Raw genomic sequence first — 19,741 nt, 5'->3', positions numbered from 1 at the left:
TATGCGAATTTTTGCCCACCGGGGTGCATCGGCGGATGCTCCCGAGAACACCCTCGCGGCGTTTTTGCTCGCCGCCGAGCAGGGAGCCGATGGCATTGAGCTGGACGTGCGCCTGACCGATGACCAGCAGCTTCTCATTGTCCACGACCCCATCTCCGGCACCCGCGCCGACTATCCGAGCCAGCCCACACTCGACGAGGTTTTTGCTACCATCAGGGAGCACTTCACCTGCATCAATGTGGAGCTGAAAGAGAGTGACAACGGCCTAGAGCCGCTGGTGTTGGAGTGCATCGCGCGGCACAAAATCGCCGAGCGCATCTTGATCTCGTCGTTCCTCCCCGAAGCCCTCCGCAGCTGCACCGGCTTGCTCTGCGCCCGGCTCTTTGCTCAAACGATCCCCGATGACTGGGCGGTGTGGCCGGTTCTGCACCCGCACTTATCGCTCGTCACCGAAGAGACCATGGCACTCTGGCAGGGCGCGGGAAAACAAGTCAATGTCTGGACTGTCAACGCCCCCGACGAAATGCGCCGCCTTGCCGCTCTGGGCGTGGACGGAATTATCACCGACCGGCCTGCGTGGGTGCGTCAGCTCTTTGCCGAAGCATCTTGCTCTTGATCTTGGCGAAGGCGCTTCTCTAGGGCTTTCAGGTGGGCTTCAAGCTGATGCAGCTCTTGCTGGGTGAATGCTGCCAGTGTAGTATCGGCGAGCGTGGTTGCCTCGGGGCCCATGCGTCGCAACAGTGTCCCACACTTCTCCGTGAGCGTGAGCTTGTAGCTGCGTCGGTTCTCTCCAGGGAGCTTTGCCAGCAAGCCCTCGCCTAGGAGCCGGTTGATCATCACCGAGACCGTGGCCCGCTCTAGAAAAAGATAGTCGGCCACCGCGCTGGGCGTTGCGCCCTCACGGCCACCACAGTTCCAGACCGCGATCAGCAACCGGAACTGAGCCTGCGTGATCCCAAAGTGCGCGAAGTGCTGGTCAAAGCCCACTGCCATGCGGGTTCCCACCCGCATGAGCGCAAGGCAAACACGCGACGCAAGCTCAGGGTCTTGGGACACTTCAGAGTCGGGCATACGAGAGCACTTTACCAAAAATGTTACTTTTTGGCAGGCCCAAAGCCACCGCCTCGGGCAAATCCACCGGGAGCCGCAGTGTAGAGTTCCACAGAGATCTGCGAGAGTGCCATTCCCAGGGTAGGATCTGTCTCTTTGGCATTGGTGACGGTTGCCATCACGATGATCGGCTTGGTGCCCGCGCTCACCTCGGCGAGTGGCGGGCGGGTGGGCGGAGCCATCTGCGCCATCATCTCTCCGTGCGCTGCGCCGTTGTACCAGGCAAGGGTCGCTTTCTTATCCTCAAACCAGGCCACAATCACCAGCTTTCCGCTGTCGCACTGCATCGCGGCCACCCCTAAACAGCCGGGGCTTTTCTGGAGATCGGCGATCATCGTATTGCCACGCGGCAGAGGCTTAGGAGCCGCATCACTCTGCGTGGTCGGAGTGGGCTTGGCCGTGCTACGCGCCACAGAGATCAGACCCGGAACTTTCACGGTCTCCGGGGCAAAGCGTCCGCCGTAGGCAAAGCCGCCTGTCACGGGAGTCATGCGCTCAAGGGCAAGCTGCCCTAGGCCCATCGCATCTTTCGGGTCTTTGGAGGGCGTGAACGAGGCGATCACCAACACGGGGCCTTTGACGGGCGTGGATTTTACGACGGCGGTGTCTGGGATCTTTGCCATCTGGCGCATCCCCTGACAGATCGGGCCATTGATAAACGCATCGGCGTTTGCGGCGCTGTCAAACCAGCCAAAGAGCGCGAGCCGCCCGCCCTGCACTTTGGCGTTTTCGAGCCCCAGGCAGCCGGGGGAGCTTTTCATCGCGGAGACAAAGAAGTCAAGACCCTGCGCTTTTGCCGAGGGCATGGTGATGGCTGCAACGGCAGCAAGAGCGAAGATTGGTGTGGTTACTTTCATAGTTAGCATTCTAACCATTAGTATCCTAACTGTCAAGAGAAAAAACTCACAGCGTCCCGTGAACGGGGCGGCTCCCTGCGGAAAACAAAGCCCGTGCTGGGCTAAATACAGTGCTCGGTCTTCATGATTGCTGTTATCTCCGAGGAGATATACAATCGCAGCATGAGTAGCCATTTTAAGAAAACATCCCTACTACGCCTCTCTACCGGAGTGGGCGTCCTCCTTGCTTGCTTCCTCGCCGTGGGGATTTGGAAGGCAACCAGCTCCAGCTTGCACAAAAACACCGCACCACCTTCCGCTCCTACTGTTGATACTGAACCTCTAGCTACCCCCTCAGCAAAGCCCCCTGCTCCGGCACCACCCAAAGACAAAAACACACTTCTTGCGGATGCCGTCAAGGCAGAGGCTTTGGTCACTGTCAAAGCCCTCTTAGAGAAAGGCGCGAATCCCAATGGGGCGATCCTAGAGAAAACGACGGATTGGAGTGGACAGATTCTGATTGACTTCACGCCTATGCTTTCGTGGGCCGCTTCTAAAGGCAGCCTTGAAATAGTTAAATTGCTTCTACGTCATGGAGCAGATGTAGATCCCAAAGGGTATAGATCGCCGCTTTCGGAGGCCGCGTTTAGTGGGGAAATTGACACCGCGAAACTGCTTCTACGCCATGGAGCAGAAGTCAATCCCAAAGGCCAACAATCTCCGCTGGCTTGGGCGACGTATTTTGACTCTGATGCTCTCCCAATGATGAAGCTACTGATTCGCCACGGCGCAGATGTAAACGCTCGCTTTGACAAGAAGGGCACGACGGTCATGACCATCGCTCAATTTCATAGCGGCGATGGGGCCGTGGCCTTGCTGAAACGCTACGGTGCGCGTCGGTGATAAATTCCCCCTGACCCTCCTTCGTAGAGGGAGGGTGGATGCGAGCGGTGCGAGTAGCCGGGTGGGTTCCGGCTAGAGCCGGGTTTTGAGATACTCAAACGAGGAGCGTAGGCAGTCAAACGGATCACGGCGGCAGGTGTCTTGCTCGATGGCGTACCAGTCCACGCCGCTCTCCTCACAAGCGGGCAGGATCGTTTCCCAGGGGAGATTTCCCTCGCCGATGGCCGCGATTACCGGGCCGTCTTTGGGAACGACTTCTTTGTCCTTTAAGTGAATCACGGGGACGCGGCCTTTGCAGCGGCGCATCATCGCGGCAGGGTCCACGCCCGCGTGCCAGATCCAGTAGAGATCAGCCTCCAAGTAGTAGTCCGGGCCACCCTCCTCGATCAGAATATCCCAGAGCGTCTGTGGGCTCTCGGGCGTGACGCGCACAAACTCGTGGCTGTGGTTGTGGTGGCCAAAGCGAATCCCGGCGGCTTTGAGTTTCTCGATCACAGGGCGAGCGTCGGCGATAAAGCGCCGGTAGCCATCGGCGTGATCCGCGCCATAGCTCTGGGGGATTCCCCCGATGGCCACGTAGTCGCAGCCCAGCGCATGGTGCAGCGCGATCTCCTCATCGGTATTTTGCGAGAGGCGATCCCAGGAGCGATGCGTGGCGATGCACTTGAGGTCATTGTCATCGAGCATTTTTCGCAGCGTCGGCGCGTCGAACTCCGTCTCGAAGGCTTTGACTGCGGAGACTTGTACAGCGCGGTAGCCGATCTCGGAGACCCGTTTGAGCGACGAGACGACATCGGCGGTCGTGGTGAGGTGGTCGCGGAGTGTGTAAAGCTGAACAGCGAGCTTGGTCATGCCCCTATTTTACCTGATAGCCCTCATCCCCCAGCCCCTTTCTCCCAATAACGATCGCCCTTCGGGTGGGAGAAGGGGAGCCCGAGTGGAAAAGGCGGCTTTCACTCCCCTCCAACCCTCGCCCGTTATCGGGAGGGGGTGGCATAGCGAGGTACGAGCGAAGCCGGGGGAGGGCAGATACAATACGACTGGCGTGATCTTGGGAATAGACTTAGGGGGAACAAAGTCGGCAGCACTGGTGCTGCACGAAGACGGAACCGTGGTTCGCCGGGTCGTCGCTCCCACGCCTGCGGATGCTAAAGCCGAGGAGCTTTTTGCCTTTCTCGTCGGTCTTGCCCAACAAGTTCGTGGCGCGGAAACAGTTGTCGGAGTCGGAGTTTCCGCAGGGGCTCCTGCCGATGCAGCCCACGGCCTGGTCTTTGCCGCACCCAATCTCCCTGGGTGGGGCAGCACAGGCTTCCCGCTCGCCGCTCGTCTCTCGGAGGCACTTGCGCTTCCCGTGAAAATTGAAAACGATGCCGATGCCACCGCGCTAGCGGAGTGGCGCTTTGGGGCCGGCCAAGGCACGCGGAATATGGCGTTTCTCACCGTGGGCACGGGCATTGGCTCAGGGCTTATCTTGGATGGTAGGCTACACCGAGGACGGCGGGGGGCGGGCGGGGAGATCGGGCACATCACCGTGGTTCCCAACGGACGCGCCTGTTCTTGTGGGCTACGGGGCTGCCTGGAAGCCTACGCCAGCGGGCCAGCGGTGACAAAGATCGCGCAGGAGTTTGGTTGGTGCGGGGAGCTCACGGGCCGCGCGGTCGTCGAAGGCGCACGGGCGGAAAATGCCGCTTGCCTCGCCGCTCTCAACCAAGCCGCCGAGCTTCTTGGGCAAGCGCTGGCGACGCTCGCGATGCTGCTCGATCTGGAGCGGATTGTTCTGGGAACCCTCGCCGTCCATGCTGCTGATCTCTTGTTGCCGAAAATACGCGCCACACTCCGTGCCCATGCCTGGCCACGGCTGACCGAGGGGCTAGACATCGTTCCGGCAGCCCTGGGCGACCAGGCACAAGACTTGGCGGCGCTCTGTGCATGGGGTACTTCATGAACCTGCTAGAGACCGAGGAGTTTCCTCTGCTCCTTCGCCGAGGGCGCTGGGCACTGGCCCTCACCGAGGCGGCAATCTCGCTCTTTCTGGCGCTCTGGTACCGCGAGCGTCCGCCTGCGGCTTGGGTGTCTATGGGTCTGCTGCTCACCTACAACATGGTGGTTCTGGCGCAGCTCTATCGCCTCTCAATCTGGCGCATTCCGATTCGTTTACTCGTGGTACTGGATCTACTGTTTTTAGGCAATGCCGCCTACTACACCGGAGCCGCGACCAGTCCCTATTTAGGCCTATGCTATCTGATCGTCTTTGTCGCGGCGCTCTTTGGCGACCTCAAGGGCGGGCTCGGGGTGGGGCTGTTGGCGGGGCTGATGACGGTTGCTCTGGGGTTCATGGACAACACCAACCACTGGGAGATCGTACGTGATACGGCTCCCTATTTTTTAATTGTCGGGGGCTTCACAGGCTACTTAGTCACCCAGATGAAGACCTACTTTACGCGCTACCAAGAGGGCCTCGCGCGTGAACTAGAGCAAAAACAGACCGAGCAGACCCACCAGCACGAGCTGGAGCTTGCCCGCGAGATTCAGCAGTCGTCGCTACTGATGACCGTGCCGGAGCTCCCTGGCTTGAAGCTGGTACTCAGAACCCAGCCCTCCCATGAAGTGGGAGGAGATTTCCATGCCTTTATCACCGACAGTGCCACGGAGCGGCTAGGGCTAGCCGTGGGGGATGTGGCGGGAAAGGGAATTGCTGCCGCACTGGTAGCGACGAGCATTGGCTCCCTGCTGCCCTACCTCGATCCGCTTCGTGGAGCCCACCATGCCCTCGTCCGCCTCAACAAAGACCTCTGTGGACGCTTGCCTACCACCACATTTGCAACTCTGCTCTACGCCGAGATTGAGGCAAGCGCAGGGACACTACGCCTCTGGAACGCGGGGCACCCCCCGGCACTGATCTGGCGGGCGCGGGATGGTCACGTGGAGTCTGCTTCCTGTGGACAGGCCCCGCCTCTTGGGCTCTTTGCGATCTGGCGGGCTCCCGAACAGGAGCTCACCCTCGCTCCTGGCGATCTACTGATCCTCCACTCCGACGGCATTACCGAGGCACGCACCGGCGATGGGCACAGCTACTTCGACGAAGCAAGGCTCTTAGATATCATCCGTGCCCACGCCCCCCACGGCCCCGAAGCCCTCGCTGATGCGATCTTTACCGCGCTCCACGAAGGCGGAGAGCCTAGCGACGATCTCACGCTACTCCTGTGCCAGCGAACCCGCTGAAGCCTGGGCTGGGTATACTTTTCTCGTGACTATTTTTGAGCTCCGCCCCTACGCGACTCGCGACAACATCGTTCTCTTCCACGACTATCTCTGCCCTTGGTGCTGGGTCGGTTTTTTCCATGCCGAGCGCCTCGCCGCCGAGTTCGACGTGGTCTTCGACTGGCGGGGAGCCGAGCTGTATCCCCCCGGGCTAGAGCCGCAGCTGCTCTCCAAGCCCGGCCCGAGTGCCCCACGTGATCCCAACCGCAAAAAAACGCGCTTTGATCTGTTCTGCGAGAGCGAGCAAATTTTAGTGCCCGAGCCGCGCCCCGGCTTTGTCCGAACCCACCGTGCGCTCCTCGGTGCCGAGTTTGTCAAAGCCAACACCGACAATGCTACCGAGTTTGCTTGGCATGAAGCGATCTACCGGGCCTACTGGGAGCGCTGCGAAGACATCGAGTCGTGGGAAGTTCTCGGGCAGCTCGGTGCGCAGCTTGGTCTAGATACCGAGGCACTGCTGGCTTCGATTGATGCTGGGCAGGGCGCGGAAAATATCCTCGCTTTCGATGACGGAGCCTACGCCAAGGGCATCCGTCATGTCCCGACGTTTATTTTTGGCACTGAAGAGATTCTCGCCGAAGCACACTATGTGGAGCTGGCCTACGCGACCCAGCGATTTTTAGTAAGGAAACCCAAGTAACATGAAACTCGCTTTACTCTCCGACAACCGCTTGGCCGTGACCTACGGCGAGGAGGAGCAGCTCCTACCTGTGGCAGCAGCACTCACCGCCGCAGGGGACACGGCTCTGGCTCCCACAACGCCGTTCGAGGCCGCGTGCGATGCGGCAGCGCTCGCAAAGCGCCTAGAGCGGGCGCTGGCAGTCTTGCTGGAAACTGGGCAGCTGGAAGACCTACTCCTTGCCCCGTTTGCCCCACGCCTCGCCCCAATCCCTAAACCCAATCGGATTCTGGCCATTGGCCGCAACTACGCCGAACACGCCAAGGAGCTGGGCAATGCCGTCCCCGACGAGCCCGTGGTGTTTCTGAAAGCTTCCCAGAGCGTGATCGGCCCCGACAGCGAGGTATTTATTCCGGATTGGGCAGGGCGCGTGGACTACGAAGGCGAGCTTCTGGTCGTGCTCGGCAAGGGCGGCAAGAACATCTCTGAAGCCGATGCGATGGAGTGTGTGGTGGCCTACACATGCTTCAACGACATCACGGCGCGGGAAAAATCCAAGGCTCTCCAGAGCAAGGGCCACCCGTGGTTTCTCGCCAAGAGCCTCGATACTTTCGGGCCGCTCGGGCCGCATCTGGTCACTGCAGACGCATTTCCCGATCCGTCGGCGATCCGGGTTCAGCTCCGTGTCAACGGCGAGACCAAGCAAGACGGCACCACCAGCCAGATGATCCACTCGATCCCCAAGCTCATCGCCTACCTCTCCACCTGGTTTGCGCTAGAGCCCGGCGACGTCATCGCCACCGGAACCCCACCGGGCGTCGGGCCGCTTGTGATCGGCGATATGGTGGAGGTGGAGATCGAAGGGATCGGCACTCTACGGAGCGCGGTCTCTCGCGACGAAAGCTAGAAGCCCCCGCCCTGACTCCTGTACCAGTTGCCCTCTTCCGGTGCGCCTGGCGTGCCGGGAGGGGGCGGCCCATACGGATCGCGGCCCTCAAAGAGCGCTTTGACCGTGGGGCGGCCCAGCACCATAAAGGTCAGCACACCCAGCGCGGTGCCATACGGGACATTCAGACAGCTCAGCCCCGCCAGAATCTGAATAAGAGTCAGGTTCTGCTTACGCGTCAGGCTACGCCCCGCCATCAGGTTCAGCGCCGCCATCAAAAGCCCCCCAGCAAAGATTGCTATTCCCATGCCCACAAAAATCGCCATCGGGAACGGATCTCCAGGACGGCTTCCGGTGCCTCCCATCATCCCCAGGAAGATATAGAGCAGGCCGTAAAGACTGGCAAGTAGCGAGATCCCGCTCTGGATATAAAAGCCAATCGAGAGGAGCTTCAGGTGATCCGTGTCCGAACGGCGCTGCACCTCGCGCTCCACAATGGACGAAAGTTGCTCTTGTTGTTGCTGCGAAAACGACATCTGTAAACCCTTTTTTCTGCCTACCCTAGATTCTACCGTTTGCGATAAAATGTGTCTATGTCCACTCTGACCCAGGTCGCCCCCCTTCTGTTGCGCTTTCCCTTCGCAGAAGATACCCAGCTTCGCCTCCGGCCCGAGCTGGACATGACCAAGGTCGAGGATTTCTTCACCTTCTGCCAAGACAACGCCGAGCTACGAATCGAGCGAAACGCCACCGGCGAGCTCTCTATCGAAATGCCCACGAAATACCTTACCAGCAAGCGCAACGCGCTTCTCACCACCTACCTTGGAATGTGGAACCTCCAGAACGGACTCGGTGAAATTTCGGAGTCAAGTGGTGGCTTTGAGCTCCCCAACGGCGCGGTACGCTCGCCTGACGCCGCTTGGATTTCTCACGAGCGGCTAGCCACTCTCACTCCCGAGCAGCGCGACGGCTTCCTCCCCCTCACCCCAGACTTCATCGTCGAGCTACGCTCCGAGACAGACCGCCTGCCCGCCTTGCAAGAGAAAATGGTCGAGTGGCAGGACAACGGTGTCCGCCTTGGACTGCTTCTCGATCCCACCACCCGCACCGTTCACCTCTACCGCCCTAACGCAGAGCCACTTCGCCTCAGCGACCCCGAAACAATTAACTGCTCCCCGGAGCTTCCTGGGTTCGTCCTCAACGTCCGTATGCTTTTCGAAATCACACTCTAACGTTTGCGCGAGAGCACGATCCCATCGTCTATGGGCACAGCAACGGACTCTAGCTCTAGGTGGGCGAAGGCAAGCGCGAGATACTCAGGCATCTGGTCGGCCATGGAGATTGTGTCGTCGCCGATAATCAGGCCATTGGTGCGCGTGAGAGGCACTGCGAGTCGTAGATACGCGGCGTACTCGGGCTTCTCGGCATCCAGAAAGACAAAATCAAACAGGCCGGTGAGCGTTTTTAGCGTCTCGCAGGCGTCGCCCTCAATCAGTGTGATGGTCTGTGACAAGCCCGCTTTGGTAAAATTCTCCCGCGCCAATACCGCACGCCCCGCGTCGAACTCCAGCGTCACGACCTCGCCGCCGTTGGCTTTGACGGCCTCTGCAAACCAGAGCGTCGAGTAACCGTTAGACGTCCCTACTTCCAGCACGCGCGTTGCCCCCATCGCTTTCAGCAACGACGATAAAAACACCGCGTTCTCGCGACTGATGTTCCAAAACGCATCCGCAGTAGCTTCAAGCTCGACGAGGAGAGAATCTAGGTTAGACATGGGATTATTTTACCCCGCCTCCTCAACAATACCGTGATCGCGTAAGTAGTTGCACACTGCCTCCGCAAGAGCATTATCATCAATCATCCAATCCAAAGTGCCACTGCGAGGGATACTGTCATAGAGCAGCCAATCTCCAAGAGTTTTCCCGTTCGCAAAAAGAAACGCCTCGACTTCTTCGACTGTTACTATGCGAGATTTGAGTTTGCGGCGCTTGGGCAGTTTCATAGCACTGGCGGATGGCGCTCAATGAGCATGAGCAAGCGGCGCAGGTTGACGATGGCAGGTTCGTTCATCTGGAGGCGTTCTACGGTTGCACGGCCCGTTGGGGTAATTCCCTCAACTCGCACTTGTTCCTCATCCCAGCGAAAGTGTTCTTCCCAAGTGTCTGTTCGAGGATGAAAGAGAGCAACTTGCTGGTTTGTCAGAGGGTCAAGTGCGGTCATAGCGGCGGCTTTATGGCTGTTGCAGTTCCAGCAGCTCCAAGCGAGATTGGCAGGATCATCGGAACCCTGCGCGGAGCGTGGCCTGAGATGGTCAATCGTGAACGATGCCGAAGAGTGGTCATCAGGGGCAAGGCAGTACTCGCAGTGACCTCTGGCACGCTCTCGAACCGTTTGCCTCAGGCGCTCGGTCATTCCACCACTATTGGTGCAAGGTCAAGTTCTTGCTTGAGCTGGGCAAAGGGAATGCCACGCCACTTTGCCAGAGCAATCGCAGCCTCTAGGCGCTCGTTGTGCCACTCATTTGCCTGACGCACCACAGCTATTAACTCACCACGCTCCAGCTCGGTGATTATTTCGGATTTCTGCTTTGCGACGAGGGCACGGTAGCGCTCCCAAAAGCTCTCGGAAAGTTTTTGTGTGGCCCGACGCAGAAGCTCCTCATCGCTAGGGGGATTTGGAGCTGTGGCGAACTTGGCTTTAACGGCTTGGCTGAGAAGCTCTACAGCAGGAACACCCGTCCGGGCTTCTTCCGCTCGCAAAAGGGACTCGGTTTCTGCTGGAATAGTGAGTGCCATGTGCATATTTTATCGCTCGACGGTTTCCAGCGCCTTCATCACGGTGTTGACATCCTTATCCCCGCGCCCGGAGAGGCAGACGACGAGAATGGTGTCTTTGGAGAGAGTGGGGGCGAGCTTTTTGACGTGTGCGAAGGCATGTGCGGTTTCCAGGGCAGGCAAGATCCCCTCGACGCGCGAGACCCAGCCGAGGGCATCGAGCGCTTCGGTATCCGTGACGGCGGCGTACTCGGCGCGGCCTCGGAGCTTAAACGACGAGTGCTCGGGGCCGATTCCGGGGTAGTCGAGCCCGGCGCTGATGGAGTGTGCTTCTTGGATCTGGCCCCACTCATCCTGGAGGAGATAGGTGTTCGCGCCCTGGAAAACCCCCGGACGGCCCATGGTGATGGTCGCCGCGTGTCGATCCGTGTTCACGCCAGCGCCCGCCGCCTCCACTCCGACAAGCCGGACCGACTCGTCGCCGGAGAACGGGTGGAACATGCCCATCGCATTGCTGCCACCACCGACGCACGCCACAACCACATCGGGGAGGCGTCCCTCGGCTTCGAGAACTTGGGCGCGGGTCTCTTTTCCGATCACGCTCTGGAAGTCCCGCACGAGCGAGGGAAACGGGTGCGGCCCGACGGCAGAGCCCAGAATGTAGTGTGTGTCGCGGACATTGGCGATCCAGTCGCGCATGGCCTCGTTGCCCGCGTCTTTTAGGGTCGCCGTGCCGCTGGTCACGGGGCGCACTTCTGCCCCGAGCAGCTTCATCCGAAAGACATTGAGCGCCTGCCGCTCGACATCCACCGCGCCCATATAGACAATGCAGGGAAAGCCAAACTTGGCGCAGACCGTCGCCGTGGCAACCCCGTGCTGCCCCGCGCCCGTCTCGGCGATAATGCGCGGCTTGCCCATGCGCCGCGCCAAGAGAATCTGCCCAATCGTATTGTTGATCTTGTGCGCCCCGGTGTGGCAGAGATCCTCGCGCTTCAGGTAGATCTTCGCCCCCCCCAGCTCGCGGGTCAGGCCCTCGGCGAAAGTCAGCGGCGTCTCGCGGCCCACGAAGTTCTTGAGGTGGTAGTGGAACTCCTGAGTGAACTCCGGGTCGGCCAGCGCATCTTGCCACGCCCGCTCCAGCTCTTCCAGCGCAGGGATCAGCGTTTCCGGGACATAGCGCCCCCCAAAAGGCCCAAAATGCCCAAGCTTATCGGCGGCAGAGACAAAGGTTTCCATACGGCTATGATACCGCGTCACCTATTCAGATTCTTCTAAAAAAACGAGTCGTGGTTCTGGCGTTTCCAGTAGCGCTCGCAGTGGGGAAGGTAGTCGCAGTCGGGGCAGTGTTCGTTGACGACGGGCAAGATACCATCCCAGTCTTTGTTGCGTAGGGTCTCAGCGGTCTCTAAACAGTCGGCGAGGAGCCACTCGCGCTCCTCGGGGGTCTGCTCGTGCGACGCCTGCGAGCCCGTGCGCAGGGCGATAATCGTCGCAAAAACCCGCTGCTCAGGATGATGGTGCTTGAGGAGCGACTGGTAGATACTCATCGCCAGCGCCCCCGCCACGTGCTCGGGTTCGACCACTTCTCGGCCACTCTTGTAGTCCACGATCTCCAGTGAGGCGTCTGGGTGCTGATCCACACGATCCACTCGCCCGGACAAGACAATCTCCGGCGAGAGCGGCGCATTGAGGGTCTTTTCGGAGTAGAGCGTCACCGGCGCTTCCTCTAAAGGCAACTCAGTGGCCACCTCGACAGCTCGTGCGTGATAGGCCGCCAGAATCTTCACCGCCTCGGCCTTATAAGCCTGCTCCTGCTCCGCGTCTTTATAGCCCTGAGACTGCCACTTGCTCACCAAAGTCTCCGTGAGGGTCTCGACTGTCACCGCTTCCGCCCCGCCCTGGGTATGAAACTGCTCCAGCACGTTATGCAGTGATGCTCCAAACGAGAAACCCGCCCGCGGCTTTCGATAAAAACGCCCCAGCTTCTCGATGTACTCCAGCTTGTACTTGGCCGGGCACTGGTGAAATGTGCGGAGCTTGGTCGGGCTCACCGTGAACTTACGCGGCATGGGGCCTCACGGAATCTCCAGCATTTTGTGGGTTTGGAGGCTCAGTCGGAAGCGCTGGGGATGGGTTTTGACCGCCTCGATACAGAGCGGGGTCGCGGCGGGGTTGAGGGCGTTGGGCTGTAGGTAGATCGTGCCGGGAAAGAGCGAGCTTTGGGCACGCTGAATATCCGCCTCATCGTCCACCACGTACTTGAACTCCGTGGCGTGCTCAAAGTACCAGGGCTTGATGTGGCCACCCTCGGTCTCTTTCGGCGAGACGGTGATATGCTCAAGTCCCCAGTCCGAGCGCGGGTGCATGCCGTTTGTCTCGATCTGGAGCCTTAATCCTGCCGCATGAAGGGCATCACAGAGCGGCTTGAGGTCAAAGAGCGTCGGCTCACCACCCGTCAGGCAGACCCAGCCGCAGCCAAATTCCAGGACTTCGGCGACGACGTCCTCCACGCTCAGGCTGCGCTTGACCCGAAAGTCCGTGTCGCAGAACGAGCAGGCTAGCGAGCAGCCCGCCAAGCGCACAAAGACCGTCGCCTGCCCCACGCGTCCTCCCTCGCCTTGGAGGGAGTAGAAGATCTCGACGAGGGGAATCTTGCCGGTTTTCCAGATAGCGACTGCTTCTTTGGTTGCAGCAGCGGGATCGGGGGTCTGGCCCTGATAGGTTGGCAGTGGAAAGCTCACGGGGTATTTTACCGTTATAATCTCCCCATGATTCGCATCATCGCCTGCCGCCTGCGCCTGCAAGACCTGCACCTGCGCCTGCCCTTTCGCTACGGGATCGCCACGGTCACCGACCTCACGCATGCCTTTGTTGAGATAGATGTGGAAATAGACGGCAAATGCACCACGGGAATCTCCGCCGAGCATCTCTCGCCCAAGTGGCTCTACAAGCGCCCGGACACGTCGCCGGATGCGGATAATCTTGAGCTAATCGCGCTGATCAAGAAAACTCTCGGGTGGGCAACGGGTCTGGAGGCGGAAACTGCCTTTGCGCTCTGGCAGGCGCTCTATGAAAAGCAGGCGGCCTATGCCCAAGAGTCGGGCCTGCCCACGCTCTGGACACACTTTCCCGTGACTCTGGTGGAGCGGGCCGTGATTGATGCGCTCTGCAACGCAACGGGCCAGCCGTTCCACGCACTTCTCAAGACCAATGCCTTCGGAATCGAGCTGGGCGCGGTGCACCCTGAGCTTGCCGAAACGCAGATCACCGACTGGCTCCCCGCTGCGCCACGCAAGGAAATCACGCTTCGCCACACCGTCGGGATGGGTGATCCTCTCTCGGGCCTTGAGCGCGACGATGCCCTGCCCAAGACTCTTGAAGATAACATCGCTACCTATGGGCTGCGGCACTTCAAGCTCAAACTCGGGGGCAATGTCGAGGCCGATATCGCCCGCACCCGCGCCGTTTTAGAAGTCTGCGCCGCCCATGCCCCTGCCGACTGGGCCTTCACCCTTGATGCCAATGAGTCCTACACAGACTTTGCCAACGTTCGCGCCGTCTGGGATGGCCTGCCGAGTAACCACAAAGCCCACTGTCTGTTTATCGAGCAGCCCCTCCACCGCGACCATGCCCTCACCGAGGCGGCGGGGGCGGGACTCGCTGCGTGGGACGGCCACCCGCCCATTATTATTGATGAGTCCGATGGCGCAATCGGGGACTTTCCTCGTGCCCTAGCACTGGGCTACGCAGGGACAAGCCACAAGGGCTGTAAAGGCGTTTTTAAAGGAGTCGCCAATGCCTGCCTAGCGAAAAAGCGCGGCGCACTTCTCTCCGGCGAGGACCTGACCTGTGTCGGGCCGGTTTGTCTGGAACAAGATCTCGCTGTGATGGCGGCGCTGGGAATCGAGAGTGTCGAGCGCAACGGGCATCACTACTTCGCCGGGCTCTCCATGTTCGACAAAGCCACCCAAGACGCTGCCCTCGCAGCCCACCCGACGCTCTACCATAGATCACCGGCGGGCTGGCCGACCCTCACCATCACCGACGGCAAGATCACGCCATGAGAATCACCCACGAGCTCGGTCAGTGGATCGGCCTCACCGACGACAACGGTATCGAGCGCCTGCGCTACGACTATGCCTCGGCCCCCAAACCCTTTATCCATCCCCTGCGCCTCCCCGACGGCACCACCATCACCGAGCACGAGCCCGCCGACCACACCTGGCACCGTGGTCTCTGGTTCGCGTTTAAGTTCGTCAATGGAGTGAATTATTGGGAAGAGCGCGACGAGATTTTCGGATACCAACATACAACCAGCACAGACTTGTATGAAGATTCAGAAACCATGAAGGAGCAGTGTACAGAGGAAGAGTTCGAAGAGCTTCGTGGTGGCTTTATGTCTGTCTTCCACCACAATCTTGATTGGAAACCTAGTAATAGCTCTGATCCCATACTTGGTGAGCGCCGTGCTCTCAATATGATGTTCCAAGAGGACGTCCTCAGGTTACATTGGTGCTTTAATATTTATCCGCAACAAGACGTGACCCTCGACCGAACTCCCTTCACTACCTGGGGCGGCTACGGTGGCCTCTTTGTGCGCCTTCGCAACGACCTAGAGAACCCGCGTCTGGTCTTCGACGATGGTACGGTCACGACGCGCTGCACGGGCGAGCGCTACAAGTGGGGCGGAATTGAGGGCACGACACCCGACGGCAAGGACTGCGCCGTGGTCTTTCTGCCCTCGCCTGAGAACACGCGCTACCCCGAGCCCTTCTACGGCGCCGCCAAGACCGACTACAACTTCTTCGGCCCCGCCCCCCTTTTCCACGAGCCGATCGTCCTTAAGAAAGGCGAGAAAATCACCTACCTTTACACCGTCCTCATCCTCCCTCGGCGCATCAACCCCGACGAGATCAACACCTTCCTGTAAGTCCCCCCTCTCTCCCCTCCTTTCCCGTTATCGGGAGGAGGGGCCGGGGGAGGAGGGAAACGAGGAGGGGGCAAAAGGCCTCGCACCCCGCCCGAGAAACTCCACCAGCCCCCAGCCCAGAATGCCCCCTAAAACCGTCACCAGACCAGCCACAGCTCCGAGCAGGGCAGCGCGGCGGTAGGAGTCGGTGCGGAGCGTGGAATGTCCCCACAGCGCCAGCCCTGCGCCGATCACAAACTCGGCGACAATGATATAGACCGGCGTGTGGCCCACCATCAGGCAGTTTTCATAGCGCCACCAGTGCGCCCCCCATGCCATCTCCTCATAGAAGGGAATCAACAGAGCCCCGAGCAGGCCCGTGAGAAGCGCGCCACGCGTTAAGCCAAAGCGCTCGATGGCCCGATTCCCGAGAACGCCCACTTGTAAAGCCACTATCGCCCATGAGAGCGGCATCCACCACGGCGACTCCAAAATCATGGCCGAGTGAGCCATGGAGTAGTCCAGTGTCCGGGTGCTACGAACACACAAGAAGTCCGCTAGCAGCTCCACAACTCCAAACACCGTAGCAGAAAAAAGCAAACAAGCGAGTGCCTTATCCCGAGTTTTTAATATGTAAAAAATACACGAAATAAATATTAAGAGATTGAGAGCCACCGCACTACGACCATCTGAGTTTGCCATGCGTGAACAAGCAAACGAATAGCCAACAGAGACAAGAACCAATCCCCAGGCAAAATACAGTCTACTTAATTCTTTTTTATTATTAATTACTATCATTAAATATTTTATTAAACACTTGTTTACCCAACACTCAACAAGACCAGCATACCCCCTCTTCTGCCAATGTGTACAGGTTTGATAGGTATTGCAAGCAAAAAATTCTATTGCTTCTATTCGCTCGAATTTAACACTTCTGACGCTGGGTAAACACAGCAAACGACGGTTTCGACTGCCTTGCAGAGCGCCTGTATGTGGGCTAGAATCCCCCCTGTCTCCCCGCTGGATTTTGTCTAGTGGTATCGGGACGGGGAGCACAAGACGGTCGTGAGTGAGCAACTACAATTTGAGGACGAAGACATACCCATCGTCCTGCGGCGTGCCTGGGATCGCACGCTGCGCATGCTCGCCACACGGGTGAACAAGCCCACGTTTGAGACTCATATTCGAACCTTGAAGCCGCTCTTTCTCAGCGAGCGGATGAGTGAGGGACGGATTCTCTGCGACATCACACTGGGCGTTCCTTCGGCGTTTACAAGAGAGTGGGTAGAGAAGCGACATACCCCGCTTATCCAAGGACTTCTCGAAGAAGTTCTGGATCGGGAAGTTAGACTTCAGTTTGCTTTGCTGCAAGATCAGAGCCGCACCTCTGCCGAGCAGCTAGGCCAACCCAAGGCGATCACACCAAGCCTGTTCGAGGCACCGACCAACGGTCATTTCCTCGCTCCGACCGACGCGCTGAGTCGCATCGAGCAGGTCTCCGCACCCGACGAGGCCCTGGTAGCCGCACTGCCAGAGCCTCAAGGGGAGCCCCTCACCCTTGAAGCCGAGATTGTTGTTGTCCCCTCGCCCCGCATTCCGCTCGCGCCTCCCAAAGCCAGGCAGAACACCGTGGCTGTCGCGCGTCCCCAGTCTGTAAGTAGCTCAAGCTCTTCGGGCTCGACAGCGCCTCACCCCGATGCCCCCCAGCTTAACCCGCGCTATACTTTTGATGCCTTTGTGACCGGGCGCAGCAACCGCTTGGCAGAGGGCGGTGCCCACGCCGTGGCGCAGGCCCCTGGCGAGGTCTACAACCCGCTGTTTCTCTACGGCCCTCCCGGAATCGGCAAGACGCACCTGATGCACGCCATCGGCCACCAAGTTGTGGCGCAGCGTGGCCCGGAGCATGTCTGCTATGTCTCTGGTGAGGCTTTCACCACTGCTTTTGTCAAAGCCAGCCGCGAGAACAAGATGGAAGAGTTCCGTCGGCGCTGGCGCAACATTGATGTCTTCCTGCTCGATGACATTCAGTTCATCGCGGGCAAGGACAAGACCAACGAAGAGTTTTTCCACACCTTCAACGCGCTCTATCAGACCGGCAAGCAGATCGTGATCTCGTCGGACCGGAGCCCCCGTGAACTAAAGATGATGGACGAGCGCCTGCGCTCCCGCTTCGAGTCTGGCCTGATCGCCGATATCGCGCCGCCCGACCTAGAGACGCGCCTCGCCATCTTGCAGAAAAAAGCCGAGGTGGAACGCATGCGCATCCCCGATGATGTGCTGATGTACATGGCGCGCCTCGTGCAGAGCAATATCCGAACGCTAGAGGGTGCCCTTGTCAAGCTGGTCGCCTACGCCTCGCTGGTCAACTCCCCGGTCACGGAAGAGCTGGCCTCGGACATTCTGGCGCGGTACTTTGCATCGGCTGGTCTGGGAAGCCTTCCTGCCGACCCCAATAGCCCTGTGGGGCTGCTGGAGGCCTCACAAGCCGTCTCCGGTGCTCCCAGAGGCCGCATTACCGCTAACATTATCCAAGCAGTCGTCGCGCGACGCTACGGCCTAGATCCTGAGGCTCTCAAGGGCAAGAAGCGTGATAAAGAGACTGCCCGTGCCCGGCAAGTGGCGATGCTGCTCATGCGTGAGCTCACCGAAACCAGCCTGCCAGGGATCGGCCAGTTCTTCGGGGGCCGCGACCATACCACCGTCATGCACGCCTGCACCAGCCTCCGAGACCAGCTCACCGGCGACGACACGCTCCGTGAGCTTCTCAGTGAGCTTAGCAACCAGATTCGTCAAGAATCTAGCCCCTCAACCGATCCAGTAGCTCCGTAAGCCCTCTCCCTTAGCATGAACCAGCGCTCTTGCGCTAGGTTCGTTTCTGCACGTCTCCACTTCGCTTATCTTAATACGTCATCGTCTTGAAGTGTCTCAAATTTGTCTCAAATAAAATCCTCTAAAGAATGGATTAATTTATACCGATCTTAAAAAAATAGTTATCCACAGGGCTGTGGATAACCTGTGGATAACCTGTGGATAACTTGTGGATAACTCGGGCTTGCCTGTGGATAACTTCTGTTTTCTAACCGTTTTCCTGTGGATAACCTGTGGATAACTTTGGGCTGCCTGTGGATAACTGCCGAGTTATCCACAGGCAAAGTCGAGTTATCCACAGCCCTGTGGATAACTTTGTTTGCCTGAAATTTCCGTGTGTCTACCCTGAAAGTAGCTATTTTGTTTGTATTATGTTTGCCATTTTAGAGGTATTTTTTAACTTTGTCATACAAAGTGTTTGGGTGATTTTCCGAGTTATCCACAGGCTAGAGCCTCCCCCTACTACTACTACTAAGAGTAATAAAAAAAAGAGATAGCAGAGAATAAGAAAGAGACGCCTAGCGGAAAGCGAAGGGCTTTTCCAAGCCTTGACGGAAGAAAGAAGACATGGCATACTGAAGACCGTCCCACCCACCAGAAACTCATCTCAACATCCGAAACTCCCGAAAGGAAATTCTCTTGTCTAAAGTCACTGTTACCGTCACGCTAAAGCCTGCTCTCTTGGATGCTCAGGGCCGCACCATCCAGGAAGCGTTGCATAGCCTAGGCTACACCGATGTCAAAAATGTCCGTGTCGGGAAAGTGATCGAGCTTGAAACCGCAAACCCCGAGGATGCGAAGGCAATGTGCGAGAAGCTTCTTGCCAACCCCGTGATGGAGTCGTACCACATCGAAGTGGACGCTAATGGAGTGGCGGAGTGAGCGGTTTTACGGCAGGGGTGATTGTCTTTCCTGGCTCTAACTGCGACCGGGATGCCGCCAATGCCTGGAAAGAGCTGGGCTGTGGTGAAGCGAAGCTCCTCTGGCACCAGAGCACCGATCTCCAGAACGTGGATATCGTCATTGTGCCGGGCGGCTTTTCCTACGGGGATGCACTCCGAGCCGGAGCCATTGCGCGGTTTGCCCCGATCATGGACGAAGTGGCGAAGTTTGCGGCAGGGGGCGGCTTGGTGATGGGAATCTGCAACGGCTTTCAGATTCTCTGTGAGGCGGGCCTGCTTCCGGGAGCGCTGGCACGCAACGAGGGCCTGAAGTTTGTCTGCAAGCACGTGGACCTCAGAGTCGAGACAACTAACTCTCCGTTTACGAGCGCCTGTGAGAAAGATGCGACTCTCTCGATTCCCATTGCCCATGGGGAAGGCCGCTATGTCTGTACCCCGGAGATGCATGCCCAGCTTGTGGACGAAGATCGGATTCTCTTCCGCTACGCGAGTGACAACCCCAATGGCTCTCAAGACGACATTGCGGGGGTGCTGGGGGGGCCGAGGCGCAATGTGATGGGGATGATGCCCCACCCGGAGCGTGCGGTTCGAGTAGGGCTTGGCTCTGCCGATGGGGCCTGCATGTTTCAGAGCATTCTTGCGACGTTGACTCAGGCTCAGGTATAACAGGGAC

At 58.9% G+C, this 19,741-nt stretch carries 24 protein-coding genes; 12 read left to right on the top strand and 12 right to left on the bottom strand.

Annotated features, from left to right (window positions below; translation table 11 throughout):
• Window position 1 precedes the first annotated feature (1 nt).
• Window positions 2–616, top strand: a complete 615-nt coding sequence (locus tag RMO15_RS29280; RefSeq protein ID WP_309721450.1) for a glycerophosphodiester phosphodiesterase — start codon at window positions 2–4, stop codon at window positions 614–616.
• On the opposite strand, the gene RMO15_RS29275 is transcribed toward RMO15_RS29280, so the two are convergent.
• Together RMO15_RS29275 and RMO15_RS29270 are read right to left on the bottom strand one after the other, a co-directional pair.
• A complete protein-coding gene (locus RMO15_RS29275; protein WP_309721447.1) occupies window positions 586–1,071 on the bottom strand; it encodes a MarR family transcriptional regulator in 486 nt (161 codons plus the stop codon). The two genes, RMO15_RS29280 and RMO15_RS29275, sit on opposite strands and share 31 nt — an antisense overlap.
• Before the next feature lie 23 nt (window positions 1,072–1,094).
• Window positions 1,095–1,967, bottom strand: coding sequence for a hypothetical protein (locus RMO15_RS29270; RefSeq protein WP_309721444.1), 873 nt, complete (start codon window positions 1,965–1,967; stop codon window positions 1,095–1,097).
• A gap of 162 nt (window positions 1,968–2,129) precedes the next feature.
• On the opposite strand from RMO15_RS29270, the gene RMO15_RS29265 reads away from it, so the two are divergent.
• On the top strand, window positions 2,130–2,849 hold the full coding sequence (locus RMO15_RS29265) for an ankyrin repeat domain-containing protein (RefSeq protein WP_309721441.1): 720 nt from the start codon (window positions 2,130–2,132) through the stop codon (window positions 2,847–2,849).
• A 72-nt stretch (window positions 2,850–2,921) separates the two neighbouring features.
• Here RMO15_RS29265 and RMO15_RS29260 read toward each other — a convergent pair whose 3' ends face one another.
• Window positions 2,922–3,701 (bottom strand): sugar phosphate isomerase/epimerase, encoded by a 780-nt coding sequence (locus RMO15_RS29260; RefSeq protein WP_309721438.1) that lies wholly within the window; start codon window positions 3,699–3,701, stop codon window positions 2,922–2,924.
• Window positions 3,702–3,894: 193 nt separating this feature from the next.
• On the opposite strand from RMO15_RS29260, the gene RMO15_RS29255 reads away from it, so the two are divergent.
• The 4 genes from RMO15_RS29255 to RMO15_RS29240 are packed head-to-tail and all read left to right on the top strand — an operon-like array spanning window position 3,895 to window position 7,636.
• A complete protein-coding gene (locus RMO15_RS29255) occupies window positions 3,895–4,794 on the top strand; it encodes an ROK family protein (RefSeq protein WP_309721436.1) in 900 nt (299 codons plus the stop codon).
• Entirely contained in the window at window positions 4,791–6,071 is a 1,281-nt protein-coding gene (locus tag RMO15_RS29250) for a PP2C family protein-serine/threonine phosphatase (RefSeq protein ID WP_309721433.1), read from the top strand. Before RMO15_RS29255 ends, RMO15_RS29250 begins: the two co-directional genes overlap by 4 nt.
• Before the next feature lie 25 nt (window positions 6,072–6,096).
• Window positions 6,097–6,750, top strand: a complete 654-nt coding sequence (locus RMO15_RS29245) for a DsbA family protein (RefSeq protein WP_309721431.1) — start codon at window positions 6,097–6,099, stop codon at window positions 6,748–6,750.
• 1 nt (window position 6,751) lies between these two features.
• Window positions 6,752–7,636, top strand: a complete 885-nt coding sequence (locus RMO15_RS29240; protein WP_309721428.1) for a fumarylacetoacetate hydrolase family protein — start codon at window positions 6,752–6,754, stop codon at window positions 7,634–7,636.
• Here the strand turns inward: RMO15_RS29240 and RMO15_RS29235 are convergent.
• Complete coding sequence (locus RMO15_RS29235; RefSeq protein ID WP_309721425.1) at window positions 7,633–8,151, bottom strand: hypothetical protein; 519 nt, start codon at window positions 8,149–8,151, stop codon at window positions 7,633–7,635. The genes RMO15_RS29240 and RMO15_RS29235 overlap by 4 nt on opposite strands.
• A gap of 57 nt (window positions 8,152–8,208) precedes the next feature.
• On the opposite strand from RMO15_RS29235, the gene RMO15_RS29230 reads away from it, so the two are divergent.
• On the top strand, window positions 8,209–8,847 hold the full coding sequence (locus RMO15_RS29230) for a Uma2 family endonuclease (RefSeq protein WP_309721423.1): 639 nt from the start codon (window positions 8,209–8,211) through the stop codon (window positions 8,845–8,847).
• Here RMO15_RS29230 and RMO15_RS29225 read toward each other — a convergent pair.
• Genes RMO15_RS29225 through RMO15_RS29195 form a run of 7 tightly spaced genes read right to left on the bottom strand, consistent with a single transcriptional unit; the run spans window position 8,844 to window position 13,130 of the window.
• The gene (locus RMO15_RS29225; protein WP_309721421.1) at window positions 8,844–9,389 is read right to left on the bottom strand and encodes an O-methyltransferase; all 546 of its coding nucleotides are present in this window, start codon (window positions 9,387–9,389) and stop codon (window positions 8,844–8,846) included. The two genes, RMO15_RS29230 and RMO15_RS29225, sit on opposite strands and share 4 nt — an antisense overlap.
• A gap of 9 nt (window positions 9,390–9,398) precedes the next feature.
• A complete protein-coding gene (locus RMO15_RS29220; protein WP_309721419.1) occupies window positions 9,399–9,617 on the bottom strand; it encodes a hypothetical protein in 219 nt (72 codons plus the stop codon).
• Window positions 9,614–10,027 (bottom strand): HNH endonuclease signature motif containing protein, encoded by a 414-nt coding sequence (locus tag RMO15_RS29215; RefSeq protein ID WP_309721417.1) that lies wholly within the window; start codon window positions 10,025–10,027, stop codon window positions 9,614–9,616. Before RMO15_RS29215 ends, RMO15_RS29220 begins: the two co-directional genes overlap by 4 nt.
• Entirely contained in the window at window positions 10,024–10,410 is a 387-nt protein-coding gene (locus tag RMO15_RS29210) for a hypothetical protein (RefSeq protein ID WP_309721414.1), read from the bottom strand. The genes RMO15_RS29215 and RMO15_RS29210 overlap by 4 nt, the downstream gene beginning before the upstream one ends.
• 9 nt (window positions 10,411–10,419) lie before the next feature.
• Window positions 10,420–11,625 carry a tryptophan synthase subunit beta gene (gene trpB / locus RMO15_RS29205; RefSeq protein WP_309721411.1) on the bottom strand — a complete coding sequence of 402 codons (1,206 nt, stop codon included), beginning with the start codon at window positions 11,623–11,625 and terminating at the stop codon, window positions 10,420–10,422.
• Window positions 11,626–11,660: 35 nt separating this feature from the next.
• Window positions 11,661–12,458: a PD-(D/E)XK nuclease family protein gene (locus RMO15_RS29200; RefSeq protein WP_309721408.1), complete on the bottom strand. Its 798-nt coding sequence runs from the start codon at window positions 12,456–12,458 to the stop codon at window positions 11,661–11,663.
• 6 nt (window positions 12,459–12,464) lie between these two features.
• Entirely contained in the window at window positions 12,465–13,130 is a 666-nt protein-coding gene (locus tag RMO15_RS29195) for a 7-carboxy-7-deazaguanine synthase QueE (protein WP_309721405.1), read from the bottom strand.
• 27 nt (window positions 13,131–13,157) lie between these two features.
• Between RMO15_RS29195 and RMO15_RS29190 the strand changes: the two genes are divergently transcribed.
• On the top strand, window positions 13,158–14,453 hold the full coding sequence (locus RMO15_RS29190; RefSeq protein WP_309721402.1) for a hypothetical protein: 1,296 nt from the start codon (window positions 13,158–13,160) through the stop codon (window positions 14,451–14,453).
• The gene (locus RMO15_RS29185; protein WP_309721399.1) at window positions 14,450–15,319 is read left to right on the top strand and encodes a DUF6807 family protein; all 870 of its coding nucleotides are present in this window, start codon (window positions 14,450–14,452) and stop codon (window positions 15,317–15,319) included. Before RMO15_RS29190 ends, RMO15_RS29185 begins: the two co-directional genes overlap by 4 nt.
• Window positions 15,320–15,346: 27 nt before the next feature.
• Here RMO15_RS29185 and RMO15_RS29180 read toward each other — a convergent pair whose 3' ends face one another.
• Window positions 15,347–15,898, bottom strand: a complete 552-nt coding sequence (locus tag RMO15_RS29180) for a hypothetical protein (RefSeq protein ID WP_309721396.1) — start codon at window positions 15,896–15,898, stop codon at window positions 15,347–15,349.
• A gap of 465 nt (window positions 15,899–16,363) precedes the next feature.
• Here RMO15_RS29180 and dnaA point away from each other — a divergent pair, with 465 nt between their 5' ends.
• The 3 genes from dnaA (at window position 16,364) to purQ (ending at window position 19,734) form a co-directional block, all read left to right on the top strand.
• Window positions 16,364–18,127 (top strand): chromosomal replication initiator protein DnaA, encoded by a 1,764-nt coding sequence (dnaA, locus tag RMO15_RS29175; RefSeq protein ID WP_309721394.1) that lies wholly within the window; start codon window positions 16,364–16,366, stop codon window positions 18,125–18,127.
• Window positions 18,128–18,805: 678 nt separating this feature from the next.
• Window positions 18,806–19,048 carry a phosphoribosylformylglycinamidine synthase subunit PurS gene (gene purS / locus RMO15_RS29170; RefSeq protein WP_309721392.1) on the top strand — a complete coding sequence of 81 codons (243 nt, stop codon included), beginning with the start codon at window positions 18,806–18,808 and terminating at the stop codon, window positions 19,046–19,048.
• Window positions 19,045–19,734, top strand: a complete 690-nt coding sequence (gene purQ, locus RMO15_RS29165; protein WP_309721389.1) for a phosphoribosylformylglycinamidine synthase subunit PurQ — start codon at window positions 19,045–19,047, stop codon at window positions 19,732–19,734. Before purS ends, purQ begins: the two co-directional genes overlap by 4 nt.
• Window positions 19,735–19,741: the final 7 nt, after the last annotated feature.

Origin of the sequence: Armatimonas sp. (assembly GCF_031410135.1) — a bacterium.
Taxonomy (GTDB): Bacteria; Armatimonadota; Armatimonadia; order Armatimonadales; family Armatimonadaceae; genus Armatimonas.
Note: the sequence above shows the minus strand (reverse complement) of the source record. Positions and strands in the feature narration are given on the sequence as shown.